This window comes from Glutamicibacter arilaitensis (genome assembly GCF_044793945.1).
Taxonomy (GTDB): Bacteria; Actinomycetota; Actinomycetes; order Actinomycetales; family Micrococcaceae; genus Glutamicibacter; species Glutamicibacter arilaitensis_B.
The window spans coordinates 3,061,147-3,076,244 of sequence record NZ_CP084994.1 but is presented as its reverse complement, the minus strand read 5'-3'; the positions used below and the strand labels follow the sequence as shown (position 1 = coordinate 3,076,244).

At 62.5% G+C, this 15,098-nt stretch carries 14 protein-coding genes; 11 read left to right on the top strand and 3 right to left on the bottom strand.

Annotated features, from left to right (window positions below; all coding sequences use genetic code 11):
• The first annotated feature begins 100 nt into the window (after nt 1-100).
• Both LG294_RS14445 and LG294_RS14440 read left to right on the top strand, forming a co-directional pair.
• Entirely contained in the window at nt 101-592 is a 492-nt protein-coding gene (locus tag LG294_RS14445) for a universal stress protein (protein ID WP_404286878.1), read from the top strand.
• Between the two features lie 58 nt (nt 593-650).
• Nucleotides 651-2,051, top strand: coding sequence for a mycothione reductase (locus tag LG294_RS14440; protein WP_404286876.1), 1,401 nt, complete (start codon nt 651-653; stop codon nt 2,049-2,051).
• On the opposite strand, the gene LG294_RS14435 is transcribed toward LG294_RS14440, so the two are convergent.
• On the bottom strand, nt 2,048-2,371 hold the full coding sequence (locus LG294_RS14435; RefSeq protein WP_404286874.1) for a CHY zinc finger protein: 324 nt from the start codon (nt 2,369-2,371) through the stop codon (nt 2,048-2,050). The genes LG294_RS14440 and LG294_RS14435 overlap by 4 nt on opposite strands.
• 233 nt (nt 2,372-2,604) lie before the next feature.
• Between LG294_RS14435 and LG294_RS14430 the strand changes: the two genes are divergently transcribed.
• From LG294_RS14430 to LG294_RS14420, 3 genes are all read left to right on the top strand, one after another.
• Entirely contained in the window at nt 2,605-3,975 is a 1,371-nt protein-coding gene (locus LG294_RS14430) for an MFS transporter (RefSeq protein ID WP_404286872.1), read from the top strand.
• A 183-nt stretch (nt 3,976-4,158) separates the two neighbouring features.
• A complete protein-coding gene (locus LG294_RS14425) occupies nt 4,159-5,688 on the top strand; it encodes a DUF222 domain-containing protein (RefSeq protein ID WP_404286870.1) in 1,530 nt (509 codons plus the stop codon).
• A gap of 698 nt (nt 5,689-6,386) precedes the next feature.
• Complete coding sequence (locus tag LG294_RS14420) at nt 6,387-6,935, top strand: CGNR zinc finger domain-containing protein (RefSeq protein WP_404286868.1); 549 nt, start codon at nt 6,387-6,389, stop codon at nt 6,933-6,935.
• A 68-nt stretch (nt 6,936-7,003) separates the two neighbouring features.
• Here the strand turns inward: LG294_RS14420 and LG294_RS14415 are convergent, their stop codons facing one another.
• On the bottom strand, nt 7,004-7,915 hold the full coding sequence (locus tag LG294_RS14415; protein ID WP_404286866.1) for a LysR family transcriptional regulator: 912 nt from the start codon (nt 7,913-7,915) through the stop codon (nt 7,004-7,006).
• 125 nt (nt 7,916-8,040) lie between these two features.
• Between LG294_RS14415 and mmsB the strand changes: the two genes are divergently transcribed.
• From mmsB to LG294_RS14385, 6 genes are all read left to right on the top strand, one after another.
• The gene (gene mmsB / locus LG294_RS14410; protein ID WP_404286864.1) at nt 8,041-8,970 is read left to right on the top strand and encodes a 3-hydroxyisobutyrate dehydrogenase; all 930 of its coding nucleotides are present in this window, start codon (nt 8,041-8,043) and stop codon (nt 8,968-8,970) included.
• Nucleotides 8,924-10,099: an alcohol dehydrogenase catalytic domain-containing protein gene (locus tag LG294_RS14405; RefSeq protein ID WP_404286862.1), complete on the top strand. Its 1,176-nt coding sequence runs from the start codon at nt 8,924-8,926 to the stop codon at nt 10,097-10,099. Before mmsB ends, LG294_RS14405 begins: the two co-directional genes overlap by 47 nt.
• A gap of 41 nt (nt 10,100-10,140) precedes the next feature.
• Nucleotides 10,141-10,869: a tyrosine-protein phosphatase gene (locus LG294_RS14400; RefSeq protein ID WP_404286860.1), complete on the top strand. Its 729-nt coding sequence runs from the start codon at nt 10,141-10,143 to the stop codon at nt 10,867-10,869.
• On the top strand, nt 10,866-12,017 hold the full coding sequence (locus LG294_RS14395; RefSeq protein WP_404286858.1) for an ROK family transcriptional regulator: 1,152 nt from the start codon (nt 10,866-10,868) through the stop codon (nt 12,015-12,017). The genes LG294_RS14400 and LG294_RS14395 overlap by 4 nt, the downstream gene beginning before the upstream one ends.
• A gap of 111 nt (nt 12,018-12,128) precedes the next feature.
• The gene (ppgK, locus tag LG294_RS14390; protein ID WP_404286856.1) at nt 12,129-12,938 is read left to right on the top strand and encodes a polyphosphate--glucose phosphotransferase; all 810 of its coding nucleotides are present in this window, start codon (nt 12,129-12,131) and stop codon (nt 12,936-12,938) included.
• Between the two features lie 6 nt (nt 12,939-12,944).
• Nucleotides 12,945-13,760 carry an HAD family hydrolase gene (locus LG294_RS14385; RefSeq protein ID WP_404286854.1) on the top strand — a complete coding sequence of 272 codons (816 nt, stop codon included), beginning with the start codon at nt 12,945-12,947 and terminating at the stop codon, nt 13,758-13,760.
• 100 nt (nt 13,761-13,860) lie between these two features.
• Here the strand turns inward: LG294_RS14385 and LG294_RS14380 are convergent, their stop codons facing one another.
• Nucleotides 13,861-15,057 (bottom strand): serine hydrolase domain-containing protein, encoded by a 1,197-nt coding sequence (locus tag LG294_RS14380; protein ID WP_404286852.1) that lies wholly within the window; start codon nt 15,055-15,057, stop codon nt 13,861-13,863.
• Between the last annotated feature and the right edge of the window lie 41 nt (nt 15,058-15,098).

Sequence of the window (15,098 nt, the reverse complement as noted above, 5' to 3'; positions counted from 1 at the left end):
TTGCGGACAACTCACACGGACGCTGTCATACTGTCCATAGCGACGCAATCTCGTTGCGGCGGATGAAAATCCGCACTCGGCACGACCCGTGGGAGTCATGATGACTGAGCGTATTTTGTTGGTTGGCATTGAACCGGGACAGGCACCGGCGGTCCTCGAAGCCGTCATCGAGCTGGCCGAGACCACTGGCGCGAAGATCATGTGCCTCTACGCGGACTCGGGCCGATTCGTTACCGAACGCCTGCCCACCGGAGAAATAGTCGAAGACACCACTTTCGACGGAGACGAACAGCTACCGCAAGACTTCTCTCCGGCGCTCGCCGAACAGCTTTCCCGGGCCTTTTCCGGGAAAAAGGTCAGCTGGGCGGCACGCACGGTCGCCGGAGATCCGGCCAAAGCCCTGATGCGGGTGGCCGAAGAGCTTGACGCGCAAATGATCGCCATCGGCACTCGGCGTCCGGGGCTGCGCAGCAGGATGGAAGAGCTGATGGATGGTTCGATCGCCGTCGCGCTGACCCATCGCCAATCACGCCCGGTGCTCGTTGTCCCGCAGGTTCCCGGCTTCTTTGAGGAGCAGTCGGCCAAGTCATGAAACTTCGCTCGGCGGTGAAAATGTTTCTCCGGCTGGGCCGCTGGCCTACGATGAAGCCATGACTCGGCGTAACGTAGATCTTGCAATCATTGGCTCCGGTTCCGGCAATTCGCTGATCACCGGATATTGGGATGACAAGCAGGTAGCCATCGCCGAAGGCTCAACTTTCGGCGGCACCTGCCTGAACGTCGGCTGCATCCCGACGAAGATGTTCGTGCGCCCCGCCCATTTGGCCCGCGGGACCGAGGAAGCTGCCCGGCTTGGCGTGCAGATGGCCGTGGAGAAGGTCGACTGGCTGGCCATCCGCGACCGGATTTTCGGCCGCATCGACCCGATCTCTGCAGGTGGCGAAGACTACCGGAAGCGGCTTGAGAACGTAGAGCTCATCTCCCAGTTCGTCACGCTGCGCGAAGGCAAAACCCTGCGGGCCGAAGACGGCACCGAGATCACCGCCGAGCAGCTGGTCATCGCCGCCGGATCCCGCCCCATCATGCCAGAGCTGGAAGGCATCGACCTGGAGGGGGTGCACACTTCGGACACCATCATGCGCCTGGAGAGACTTCCCGAACGGCTAGTGGTCATCGGTGGCGGCTACATCGCTTGCGAGTTCGCCGCAATGTTCTCCGCACTGGGCAGCGAGGTCACCCAGCTGGTTCGTTCCGGTGCGCTGATGCGCCACCTGGATACCGAGATCCGTGACGCCTACAACGCAGAAGCGAATGCCCACTGGCAGGTGCGGTATCACACCGAAGCACAGGCGCTGCGCCCGGCCGACTCCGGGCTGGACGTCGAGCTCGAGGTGGAAACCTTGCGTGCCGACGCGGTGCTCGTGGCCATCGGACGCATCCCGAATACGGATCTGATCGGGGCGCGGGAGTCCGGCCTGGATCTGCACGAGGACGGCCGGCTGAAGGTGGACGAATACCAGCGGGTGCTGCGCGGCGGACAGAGCGTTATTGGCACCTATGCGTTGGGGGACATCAGTTCCGAAACGCAGCTGAAGCATGTGGCGAACTACGAGGCGCGGCTCGTCGCCCACAACCTGGAGAATCCGGGGGCGCTGCGCAAGAATTCCGATCGCGCTGTCCCGGCGGCGGTGTTCACCCACCCGGAGCTTGCCACCATCGGACTCACCGAGGAAGAAGCGCGCGCAGAGCTCGGCGCGGAGCACCTCACCGTGAAGACGCAGAAGTTCGGGGACACCGCCTATGGCTGGGCGATGGAGGACCGCACCGGTCTATTCAAGGTGCTGGCGGATAAGCGCACGGGCAAACTGGTTGGCGCGCACGCCATGGGGCCGGAAGCTTCGAACCTCATCCAGCCGGTGATCATGGCGATGAATCTGGGCATCGATGCGCACACCGCGGCTACCGGACAGTACTGGATCCATCCGGCGCTGATGGAGGTCGTTGAAAATGCCTTGCTCGGTTTGGACGTCCCGGATTCGGGGCTGCTCTAAACCTCGAAATACAGCTCCAGGTGCAGCTTGCACCCGGGGTTGAATAGCGCCGCGCAGGCAGGACAATTGCTCGTGCCCAAATAGTCGGTGACGCTCAGCTGCTCTCCGCAGACTCCGCAGAGCACTGCCGGTTCTCCGAAGCGCTCTGCGGGCCAGAGCTTCACTTGGTGGCCGGCGACTTCCGCGTGGCACAGGTGGCACGGATAGTACTGCCCGCAGCAGAAGTGCTTGATGGCGATGACGTCGATGTCCTGATGGTAGTGGGCGCAACGCGTCTGCGGGTCGACCTCGACCCCGATGACGGTGGGCCTATCGCTCATCTGCTCTCCTGTTCCATCATGCCTGAGTCCGTGCGCTGGCCTTATCCTGTCGTGAACCGCACATCGCACGCGTAACCTGAAATCCATTGTGCATTGCTGCACGCTCGATGTGCGAAAGAAGGGCCCGTTTCGGCGCCGCAAAACCTACTTTCCAAGTGTGATCTAGGACATACTCGTGATTGATCATCACAGGTGGGGTTCGAATCCGAACCTCTTGGCTGGAAGGAAAACCATTGGTATCCGAAACCTCAACCAAGGCCGAACGCAAGGGGCTTCGCCGCGTCGTCTCTGCCTCCATGGCCGGCACCGTCGTGGAATGGTACGAATTTTTCCTCTACGCCACCGCCGCGACTCTGGTCTTCAATAAAATCTTCTTCCCAGACGCCGGCAACGAGCTGGATAACATCATCAAGGCGTTTCTGACCTACGCGGTCGGTTTCATCGCACGCCCGATCGGCGGCATCGTCTTCGGCCACTTTGGCGACAAGTACGGACGCAAGCACCTCTTGCAGATCGCGATCGTGCTCGTCGGTGCGACTACCTTCCTCATGGGTTGCCTGCCGACCTTCGACGCGATTGGCTATGCGGCACCGATCCTGCTGATCGTGCTGCGCTTCCTGCAGGGCTTCGCCGTCGGAGGCGAGTGGGGCGGTGCGGTATTGCTGGTTGCAGAACACGCGCCGAATAAAGAGCGCGGTTTCTGGTCCTCGTGGCCGCAGGCGGCGGTGCCGATTGGCAACCTGCTGGCTACCGTCGTGCTGCTGCTACTCTCCGCCACGCTCAGTGAGGAAGCATTCCTTGCCTGGGGCTGGCGTGTGGGCTTCTGGCTTTCGGTAGTGATCGTGGTGGTCGGCTACTACATCCGAACCCGCGTCTCGGACGCACCGATCTTCCAGGAGGCCAAGGCAGAGCTGGAACAGAACGCCGCCGCCGGCTACGGCGTCAAAGAGGTCTTCCGCCGCTACCCGCGTGGGGTGTTCACCGCCATGGGCCTGCGTTTCGGCGAAAACATCATGTACTACATGGTCGTGACCTTCTCCATCACCTACATGGCCACCCAGTTGAAGATGGATACCTCCACGATTCTCGGGCTGATGCTGCTGGCGCACATCTTCCATGCGATCGTCGTGCCATTGGTGGGCCGGATGACCGACACCCGCGGCCGGCGCCCGGTCTATGCCAGCGGCGTGATCTTGATGGCCGTTTGGGGAGTGGTTGCCTTCCCGCTGTTCAATACCGCAAACGACTTCGTGATCCTGTTGACCATCACCGGCGGCCTGGCCGTGCACGCGCTGATGTATGCCGGACAACCGGCGATCATGGCCGAAATGTTCCCCACCCGAATGCGCTACTCCGGGGTCTCACTGGGCTACCAGGTCACCTCGATCGTCGCCGGGTCGATGGCGCCGATTATCGCTACCTTCCTGCTGAAGGTCTACGGGTCCTGGGTGCCTGTGGCCGGTTACATCGTCTTCGCCGCGCTTGTCACCATGGTGGCCGTCTACTTCATGAAGGAGACGAAGGGAATTAGCCTGGCCGCGATCGACGAGCAGGACCGCATCGATACCGGGTTGCTCAACGACAAGGAAAAGATCAAAAAGTAGAGGTCTGACAACGGCCGGCTCCGATCCAGGGGCCGGCCGTTGCCGCGCCCGGACATTGTTCTCGAAATCATCGCTGCGTACCATCGCATGTCCGGAAACAGTGGGTGGTTCGTCACCGAATTCTTTGTGCTGGGTTGCCTACTCCCATAGCTAAACTGTCGGTTGCTCGCGGGAGAATTGAACATGGGACTACAAGACATATTTCAGAGCGACGATGGGATTCATCGTCTTCCGCTGAACCCTCCAGGGCGCCGGGATGCTTCCCACCCTGATGGGTTGTTATCCTCCGTGGTTGAACATGAGAAGTACTTTAGCCAGATTGCCGCGCTGGCCACCGAGCTCTATTCCCTGGCGCCGTTGCATGATCCGGGTTCGGGGCTGGTGCGGCTGCAGAGGCTTGCGACGCTGCGGCGCATGCTTGATGCGGCGGAAGCGGTGACTCTTTCGGACTCGGTGGAGCTGGTTGCGCAGGTTGTTGCGGAGAACGGTTGTGCGGATCCGAATACGGAGACCGAGCAGCAGCGCCGTGAGCGGATCAGCGCGAATTATTATGGGGTGGATCCTGCCTCGGAGCAGATTATCCGTTCGAATTTCATTGCCGAGGCCGCGGTCGCGTTGCGGGAGTCCGAGGAGAAGGTCCGGGCGAAGTTGTTCATTGCCGATGGGTTGCGTCATTTGTGCACGGATACGTTGGATGCGTTGGCGGCCGGGGAGATCACGTCGAAGGCGGCGAAGGAGATTGTGAAGCAGGCTCAGGATTTGGGGGCTGCTGATATTGAGCGGATGGAGCGGGTGTTGTTGCCGATGGCGAGGACTGCTTCGGATGCGTCGGTGGGGCAGCGGGCGCGGCGGATGCATGATCGGTTGAATCCGGTGTCGGCGGAGGATCGTCATGAGGCGGCGAAGGAGTCTCGGGCGTTGACGCATTGGAATGAGGCGGATGGGATGGCGGCGTTGAAGTTGCGGGCGCCGGCGGCGGATATTATTTCGATGGTCAATACGGTGAGGTATTTTGCGCGGCATGAGGTGGATCCGGAGGATTCGCGTACGCAGGCGCAGCGGGAGGCGGATATTTTCCGTGATGCTTTGCTCGATGGGTGGCCTGCTGGGGGTGGGACGCCGTTGAAGGCGCGGGTGGCGTTGACTATTCCGGCGGTGGAGGCGTTGGTGGATCCGCGGCGGGGTTTGGCGGAATTGGAGGGGTATGGTCCGATTCCGGTGGGTGCGGCGTTGGTGTTGGCTAAGGATGCTCCGTCGATGGTGCGGGTGTTGACTGATCCGTGGTCGGGGGCTGCGATGGATGTGGGGCGGAAGAGGTATCGACCTTCGCGGGCGTTGCGGGATTTGTTGCGGGTGCGGGAGGTGTGTTGCTGTTTTCCGGGGTGTCGGCGTACGGCGGAGTCTTCGGAGGTTGATCATGTGGATGATTGGGCCAAGGGCGGGCATACGGACCGGAATAATACGAAGTTGTTGTGTAAGCGGCATCAGATGTTTAAGCATGCGTTGGGGTGGCAGTCGGTGTATCGTCCGGATGGGTCGGTGGGTTGGCGGACGCCGCATGGGTTGGTGTGTGTGGAGTTGCCGGGCAGTGTTCAGGTGGTGCAGGGCTTTGATCATGTTCATGATCGGGCTCCGGTGTTGGAGGTTGAGCTGACTGATCGGGTGCGTCGGGTGTTGGGTTGGGTGGATCCGCCGGATCGGATTGCTGGCTAGTTGCGTTGTTGGGTGAATGATTTTTTCGTTCACTGCTGCTGGATCAGATCATCTATAGAACGTTTATTTGCTGTTTTCTGTTTTCTGGTTGCTGGTGCCGGTTACTGGTGTGTGCGGTGTCCGGGGTTCGGTGGTTGAATGAAAAATATTTTCAGTCAGTCGCTTAGCTCGTGGGCATGGGCGATGTGAAGAGGCTCCATGTTTTGTGTAGGCAGGGTGCTGGCATGTTCCATCGCTAAGCGTTTGCGCAGCCGCATGAGAGTGAATGAAAAAATTATTCACTCGCTCTTACGACCGTTTCGAACAACTGGGTGTTTGGCCAAGGCCCCTTGAAGTCACCGCCTGGAGGCGCTTGTGAACACCAGATGGTCAGGGTTTGGGCTGAGTCAACGCCGTCCCCGATATCTGCCGAGACAAGAAGCCGTCAGATTCTCCTCTTAATCGCTTTGCCTGTTGCTCGATCCGGTAGCGGGCGCATCACGGCGCTCACCGGCATGGGTACTAGGTTTGATCGGTTCTGAATGTCCACTCGCCGCGTTCCGCAGTCATTGCAACGCACATAGATGACGTAGCCGATCGAGGTTGGGTGCTTGGACTCGGTGATCCAGCTGTGCTCGTGAACGTTAGCGAACGATGTCTTTTGCTGTGATTCGATGTTCTGTTTAATCTGCATTCTTCTACCATGGTGTAATGGTGTTATGCATCTCAACCCTTACGGAGAATATGCGGTGCTACTAGCCGCCTCGCTCGCCTCGTTCTGGCCGGAAAACCGTTCCGGAATCGTCTCTCGCGCACGTGAGTTCGGAATGACGGTTCCCTTCCCCGAGGAAGCTGGCGACTATGATGCCGTTCGCCGTGTCATTGACGACTGGCTGACCGTGGTGGATGCGCCGGACCCGCAAGAGCGTGCGCGCATCCTCAATGAGCACATGGCCGCCGCATCTGCGTATCCGCGGCTTACCGACCACGATGATGAAGGGTGGCATTTGCACTACCGGGATGCGGACGCTCGCGCCTTGCCGCATGTGCTCTCGGCCGTCTTCAGCGTGGGAACGGCCTTGCATCTCACGACCCGTGGGATGCACCGCTTGCACCGCTGTGCTGCGGGATCGACTCCGGGGGATCCCTGCACGGCGGTGGTGGCCGACGTGACGCGCAATGGCCGGCAGCAGTATTGCTCGGTGCGCTGCGCGAATCGGGCGGCTGTCCGCAGGCATCGTGCACGAGCAGCGATGGGCAGCGGCTAGTGCCGGCCTAGATGCAAGCAAAGGGCATCAAATACGAGGCTAGCCTCTTCCTGGAAATAGCCCCACTATCAGGAAGGGAAGGGCGGGATGAACCAGGCGCCGTTCGCGGCGGCGTCGTTCAGCGCACGCACCGTCGCCTGCACCGCCTTGTTGCGCAGCGCTTCCTCGCGGCCCACCAGCCAGTACTCCGAGGTGAAGGAGAACTGATCGTGCAGCACCGGCACCAGGTTAGGGTACCGCTCGGAAAGGAATACCGGCAGCAGTCCGAGTCCGGCATGGTTCATTGTCGCGGCGAATTGCACGGCGATGCTAGTGGATGACACCGAGCGACGCATCGGTGGCAATAGACTCGTCGCATCGTCGAGCTTGTCCACGGTTAATGCTGTATCGATGTAGTAGTTGAGGTAGTGATCGCGCAGGTCCTTCAGCTCAGTGGGATTGCCGTGGCGTTCCAGGTACTCGGCGGTCCCGTAAAGCCTCAGCTCATAGTCCAACAGTTTTGAGGAAACTGCGCGGCGTACATGCGGTTCGCCGATAACGATCTCCAGGTCCATGCCGGTGCGTGTCTGCCGTGCCCGGGTGGTTTCCGAAACGATCTCGAATACCAGATGCGGATGCTCTTCGTGGAGTCTGGCCAACGCCGGGGCGGCCAGGTGGGCGCTGAACGCGTCGGGTGCTGCCACCCGAACATGGCCGGTGAGCTGCCCGGTGTCCTCTTCGGTGCCGATTGCCGCCACCGCCTGTTCGATCGCCTCGGCGGAAATCATCGCGCGCCGGCCCAGATCGGTCAGCTCCCAGCCGTTCGGGGTGCGGGTGAGCAACTGCCCGCCCATGGCCTTTTGCAATGCGGCGATGCGCCGGGAGATCGTCGAATGGTTTACCCCGAGCACGCTGGCGGCCGCGGTGTAGCGGCCCAAGCGGGCCACCGTCAAGAAGGCGATGAGGGATTCGAGATGGCGGTAATTGATCTGGCGGTCCATGACTACAGTGTGCATCAGCGCACAGCAGTGTTGCAATAATGGCCTTTCCTTGTGCGTTGAGGTTGTGACCCGGCGCACCTACGCTGGAAAATAGTTAGGTCAACAAGGCGACGGAAGGTTTGGCAATGAGCGTTTACGCATGGATCGGTCTAGGGAATATGGGCGGGCCGATGAGCGCCAACTTGGTCCGCGCCGGACACAGCGTGAAAGGCTTTGACCTGAACGCCGAGGTCTGCGCCGCGGCCGAGGAGTGCGGAGTGCAGATCGTGCCCAGCATCGCCGAAGCGATGTCCGGGGCCGACGCGGTATTCACCATGCTGCCCAAGGGCGAACACGTCCGCGCGGTGTATGAGGCGCCCGACGGGGTGTGGGCGAACGCGACCGGGCAGATGCTGCTGCTTGATTCCTCCACCGTGGACATCGAATCCTCCCGCGCGCTGCACGAGGGCAGCGCGCAACGCGGGCTGAACTTCGTCGACGCACCGGTCTCCGGCGGGATTTCCGGGGCGGCGGCCGGAACGCTCGCGTTCATGCTCGGCGGCCAGAGCGAACTGATGGACCGGGCGATGCAGCTGATCGCGCCGATGTCGGCTAAGACCATTGTCGCCGGGGGACCGACTTCCGGGATCGCGGCGAAAATCTGCAATAACATGATGCTGTTCATCGACCTGATGGCCAGCGCCGAAGGTTCCCAGCTGGCCGAGCGGCTGGGGCTTGATCCGAAGGTGTTCTGGGAGATCGCCTCGGTCTCCTCGGGGCGCTCCTGGGCGCAGCAGACCTGGTACCCGGTGCCCGAAGTGATTAGCACGGCGGCGGCGAACAACAATTTCGAGGCGACCTTCCGCGTGGATCTGGCTCGCAAGGACGTGGGCCTGGCGCTGGATGCCGGGGCGATGGCCGGGATTGACCTGCCGGCCGCCACGCTCGCCCGCGAACACTTCGACAAACTTATCGACGAGGGCCTGGGGGACAAGGATTGCTCGCTGATCGTGAAAAATCTGGTGCCTGATGGGGTCGTTCGCGGCTACACCCCGCAGGTCAGCGTGGGGAGGTAAGGCCGTGCGCAGCATCCGCGCCGCGGTCCTGCGGCAGTCCGGAGCCGCGCGGCCCTATGCGCAGAGCCAGCCGCTGCAAGTCACCGAGGTGCAGCTGGCCGAACCGGGGCCCGGCGAGGTGCTGGTGCGCATCGAGGCGGCCGGATTATGCCACTCTGACCTGTCGGTGATTGAAGGAAATCGGCCACGCCCGCTGCCGATGGTGCTCGGACACGAGAGCGCCGGAATTATCGAAACACTCGGGGCGGGTGTCACCGACCTGCAGGTGGGCCAGCGGGTGGTCTCGGTCTTCTTGCCGCGCTGCGAGAACTGCGCCGCCTGCGCCACCGGAGGCAAGCTGCCCTGCGCCGCCGGCAGCGCGAGCAATGCCGCCGGCACCCTGCTCAGCGGTGCGCGCAGGCTCACGGCCAATGCTCAGCCCTTGCACCATCATTTGGGCGTTTCGGCCTTCGCCAGCCATGGGGTACTGGACCGCCGTTCGGTGGTGCCGGTGGGCGCGGACGTGCCGCCGGCAGTGGCGGCGGTCCTAGGCTGTGCGGTGCTCACCGGGGGCGGGGCGGTACTCAACGCGGGCAAACCTCTTCAAGGGCAATCCATTATGGTCCTCGGCCTCGGCGGGGTAGGCATGGCGGCGCTGCTGGTAGCCATAGCCCATACCGCCAGCTGGGCGCGCCCGGCCAAGCTGATTGCGGTGGATATGAACCGGGATAAACTCCAGCGCGCCCGAGAACTCGGGGCCAGCGTTGCGCTCACCCCGGAGGAAGCCGCCGAACAGGGAATCACCGCCGACGTGGTGATCGAGGCCGCCGGCCACCCGCGGGCGTTTGAAAGCGCGGTACGCGCCACGTCGATCGGCGGCACCATGGTCACCGTGGGGCTGCCGGCCCCCGGGGCGCTGGCCGCGATCGAACCATTAGCACTGACCAGCGGGGCGCGCACCCTCATCGGTTCCTACCTCGGCTCGGCCATTCCCGCCCGCGACATTCCCTACTACGAACAACTTTGGCGCGACGGGTTACTGCCGGTCGAAGAGCTGCTCACCGGCCAGCGCCCGCTGAGCGAAATCAATCTGGCCTTCGACGAGCTTGCCGAGGGGAGCACCATTCGCCAGCTGATCACCTTCGACTGAGCGCGTCAGGCAACTGCGTTAGCCGTGATAGTTTAGCGATTATGTCCGTGAAGAATTACCCGACCGCCTTGCCGAACCTGCGTGAGGCCGGCGGGATTCCCGCCGCCGGGGGAAAAATCCGAGCCGGAGTGCTGTACCGCAGCGCCGTGCCGCACTTGGTCGACGAGACGCTGAGCGGCTGGCTCGGCAACCAGGGAATCACCCAGATCTTCGATCTGCGCAGCACTGTGGAATGCAGCCGGCTGCCTGGTTTCCCTGCCACGCTGGACGGGACCACCAGCACCAGGCTTCCGCTGCTCGAAGGCGCGTTCGCCGTGCCCGGAACCTTGCCCTCGCTGGAGGAACTGTATCTGCCATTGGTGGCGGAGCATGGCCAGGTGTGGGCAAAAATTGCAGGTGCCGTGGCAGAATCCCCGAAGGCCACGCTGGTGCACTGCACCGCGGGCAAAGACCGCACCGGGGTGGCCATCGCGCTGCTGCTGCTCGCTGTTGGAGCCGAACGCGAGGCGGTGCTCGCCGACTACGCCGCCTCCACCGTGGCGCTTTCCGGTGCCTGGCTTGATTCCATGCGCACGATGCTGGCAGAACACGGGGGCGAAATGACCCAAGAGCTGCGCCACCTGATGGTGGGCACCAGCGTTGCGGGGCTGGAACGCGCCCTGGATTTGGCGATCGCGCAGCACGGATCCATCCTTGACTACCTGCTCGCCCACGGGTTGAGCGGCCAGCAATTCGAACTCCTCGGGGCGCGGCTGGTGGAAACCCGGTGAGCAACCCCGCGCCAGCCTCCGGACCGCGTGCCTTGGCCACGCTGACCGACCGGCAGATCTTCGATTACCTGTGCCTGCGCCAGCCGGCTACGCGCACCGAGATTTCCGACTCCCTGGGCCTGTCCAAGCCCACCGCCTCCCAAGGGATCTCGCGCCTGCAAGAAAACCGCCTGGTCACCTCCGTTGCGGCCGAACGCGACCCGCAGGCCGCGGTCCGCCGCGGACGCGCGCCGGAAAGCTACGGAATCAACCAAAGCTTTGGCCATCTGCTCGGGCTGAGCCTTGAAGCCGGAACGCTGCTGGGACGAACCACCGATCTATCCGGGCGCACGCTGGCCAATGCGCACCATGTTGTGCCAGCCGAAGCCACCGCCGCACAGGTGCAGGAATTTGCGGCCGGAATGGTTCAAGAATTATGCGCCGCCAGCCCCGGCGCCACCCTAGGCGCGGCGGTGTCGCAAAGTTCTCCGGTGCAGCGCGCAGGGGAACGGAGCCAGGCGCTGCCTACCCCGGTATTCCCGGGGTCATCAGCCTCTCTGGCGCCGGTGGTGCAGAAGCTGACCGGAGCGCCGACCAGCCTGGATAATGACGTGAACTGGATGGCTCAGGCGCAGATCGCAGTAGATGCGTCCAGCAATGCCCAGTCCTTCGTGCTGCTCTATGTGGGTCCGGGCATTGGCACTGCAATGGTTATCGACGGCAAGGTGCATCGCGGTGCCAGCGGGACCGCCGGCGAGCTGAGCGGGCAACGCCTGGCTGGAGACACCTTCCTGGAGCGTCTGAACGCCGCCGGGCTGACCGAAGCGGGAAGCTCCCGGGTGGATTGCGCCCGCCTGCTGCGGTCCTTGCGCGGGGATGAGCCAGCCGATGCTCTGGTGGCCGGGCTCATCGAGCTGCTAGCCGAGGTGCTGGGAAACCTGCTGGAATTTTTCGATCCGCACCGTTTTGTGCTCTGTGGTCCGCTGGCGCCATACGAGTCCTTCACCTTTGGCCTGCAACGTGCGCTGACCCGTAGGATGGAGCTGGGAAGAACCGTGTTTGAGGTCAGCTCGCTGGGCGAGGATGCGGCACTTTGCGGGGCGCTGCATGGGGCGAGGTCAGAATATTTGACTCAGCTTTGGTTGAGCTACCGGGCGGACGGCGTTTAGGCGTTGACTGCGAGCGCCGCCGCTAGCTATTGTAAAGAGTCCTTAATATAGTTTCTGGTTTGTTCGACGCTGGGCAACGCGCGGCATGAACCACTCGCAGGGGAGTACCTGATGGCAACACCTGACGCATCGGCAACTACGTCGCAGTACGCTGCCATCGGCCTTGATATGGGCGGCTCATCGATCAAGTACGCCTTGGTCGACAACGCCGGCAAACTCGTGGAGAGCACACTCGGCCAGGCCGCAACTCCTGCCGGGGCCCACCCGGACGCCGTGGCGCAGGTGATGGTGGATATTATTGGCCAGCTGCAGCAGCTAACTGGCGAAGAGCTGGACGGTATCCCCGCCGGAGTCACCGTGCCGGGGATCGTGATCGACGGCGTGGTGCATTCTGCCGCGAATATCGACGAGGCGTGGATCGGGCTGGACGCCACTGCGATGCTGAGCCAAATGCTGAACCGCGAAGTATCCTTGCTCAACGACGCGGACGCGGCGGGCATGGCCGAGGTATATGCAGGCGCAGGCTCCCGGGACGGTGCGCCGATCAAGGGCAGCACCCTGCTGCTGACCCTGGGCACCGGCATCGGATCGGCGTTCTTCCGCGACGGGGTGCTTTTCCCGAATGTGGAGTTCGGACATTTGGAGATCGACGGCTTCAACGCGGAGAGCAAAGCCGCCGCCCGGGTGATGCGCGAGGAGAACCTCAGCTGGGAGCAGTACATAGCGCGCCTGCAGCGCTACCTGTCTCATGTCGAATTCCTCTGCAGCCCGGACCTGATCGTCATCGGCGGCGCAATCTCCGAAGACCATGAGCAGTTCTTGCCGCAACTGAAGCTGCGCGCCAAACTCGTGCCAGCAGAATACAACAACGCCGCAGGAGTGCTGGGCGCCGCGCATCGCGCCATGCACTCGGGCACTTAGGAACCTATGCATACCATTGACCCGAACGCCCAGATTAAGCTTGTCGCCGTGGATATGGACGGCACCTTCTTGGATGGTGAGGGCCAAATCCCCGAGGCGGCCTGGGCCGTGATCGACGAACTCCAAGGGCAGGGAATCAGTTTTGTCCCGGCCTCTGGGCGGCAGTTCGCCACCCTGCGCGAACAATTCGCGCAACTGGGCGAAATCGCCATCATTGCCGAAAACGGCACAGTGGTGATGCACGGGGAAAATGAGATCTACTCGAACATCATCGCCGGAGAACAGGTCACCGCGGTGATCGCCGCGGTCCGCGCCCAAAGGCAGCTGAACGCCGGACTGGTGCTCTGCGGCCGGCGAACCGCCTATGTGGAACGCAGCGACGCGGACTTCGCCGCCGCGATCTCCCCGTACTACCGCGCGGTGGAAATCGTCGAAGACCTGACTCAGGTGCAGGATGAAATCATCAAGATGGCGGTGAACGTGGGCACCGGAGCGGTGCAGAACATGGCCGCGGCCCTGGACGTTCCGCTGCAGGTGGTCATCTCCGGAAGCCATTGGGTCGATGCCATGAACCACGGCGTGCACAAGGGGCTAGCGCTCAATGCGCTGCAGGAAAAACTCGGCGTCAGCGCCGATGAAACGGCCGTTTTCGGCGACTACCCGAACGATCTGGAAATGATCAAAGCCGCCACCTACTCCTTCGCCATGGCCAACGCCCACCCGGTGGTGGCCGCCGCGGCGAACTTCACCGCCCCGGCGAATACCGAGCATGGGGTGCTGCAGGTTTTGCGCGCTTACCTCCAGGGGCGCAGCGAGCTCTAATTCCGCCCGTTGGTGCGGAAAAATGAACCGCGCCCCGGCTTCGGCACTTGGTGCCAAAGCCGGGGCGCGGTTCTTATTGCTAGTGCGCAGCGCTAGGCGCTTAGACGCCGTCCTGCTCGGCCAAATGATTCGCGATCGCATCGAAGGCGCGGATCGTCGGGAAGAGCTTTGAGGCATCCTGCGGAAGCGGCCAGCTGGACAGCTTCACGCAGACCATCTTCGTTGCGGGGTTCATGTAGATCATCTGCCCGTGGATGCCCAAAGCCAAGGCGACATTCGACTTGGGGTAGGGGAACCAGATCTGATTGCGGTAATGCCCGCCGGGCATCATATTATCGCCCGGTGAATCGGCGAAGGCTTTGAGCTGGTCTTCGGTGGCGGTGAAGGTATCGCGAATCCAATCCGGATCAAATACCTTCTGCCCGGTCAGCGCCACCCCGTCATTGACGTAGAGGTGGCCGAGGCGGGCCAGGTCGCGCAGGGTCGCGTTAAAGCCGCCGTCGTACATGCCGGTGCCGAATTGGTCGGTGCCCATCACCAGGTCCTGCTGTGCGCCGATCTTGGCCCACACATACTCGGAGAGCAGCTGCGCCATGCGCGCACCGCCGGCCGCCTCCAGCACCCAGCCAAGCACGTCGGTCTCGCAGGAACGGTACTCGAATGGACCACCATGCTCGGTTTTGGCCTTTAGCGTCAGCAGGTAGTCGTACATGCCGATCGGGCCGATGGCGCCGCTGGGCGGAGTCCAGCCGATGGCTTCCTCAAGCATGCGCACCTCGGCCTTGGGGTCCAGGTACTCCTCGGAGAATTGGATGCCCGAACGCATGTCCAGCAGGTGGCGGACCGTTGCCCCGGCGTAGCCGGAGCGTTCCAAAGACGGCACATAGTCGGTGACCAGCGCGTCCACGTCCAGCTTTTCGGCGTTTACCAGTGCTCCAGCTACGGTGCCCACAACGGTTTTGCTCATCGACATCAGCAGATGGTCGGTCAGCGAGGTCATGGTGTTGTAGTACTTTTCCACCAGTACCCGGCCGTTGCGCATCACCAGCAGGCCATCGGTGTTCGTCGAGTTGATGACCCCGCGCACGGTCATCGAGGGGTCGGCCGCGGAGACCTTGGCTACCTCAAGCTCGCCGATCTCCATTTCGGTGAACGGCAGTTTCGCGATCGCGTCATCGCCACGTGAGACCTTGGTGGTTGGCAAGAACTCGGCGATGTTCTGGAAGGATATCTGGATGTTTTCCGGATACTGCCAGTTGGCGATCGTTAACTCTGAAACCGCTAGGCCGCTGGTCATCTGGTGGTCCGTCTTCTCTTGGGAACGCTGTTGTGCTCTAT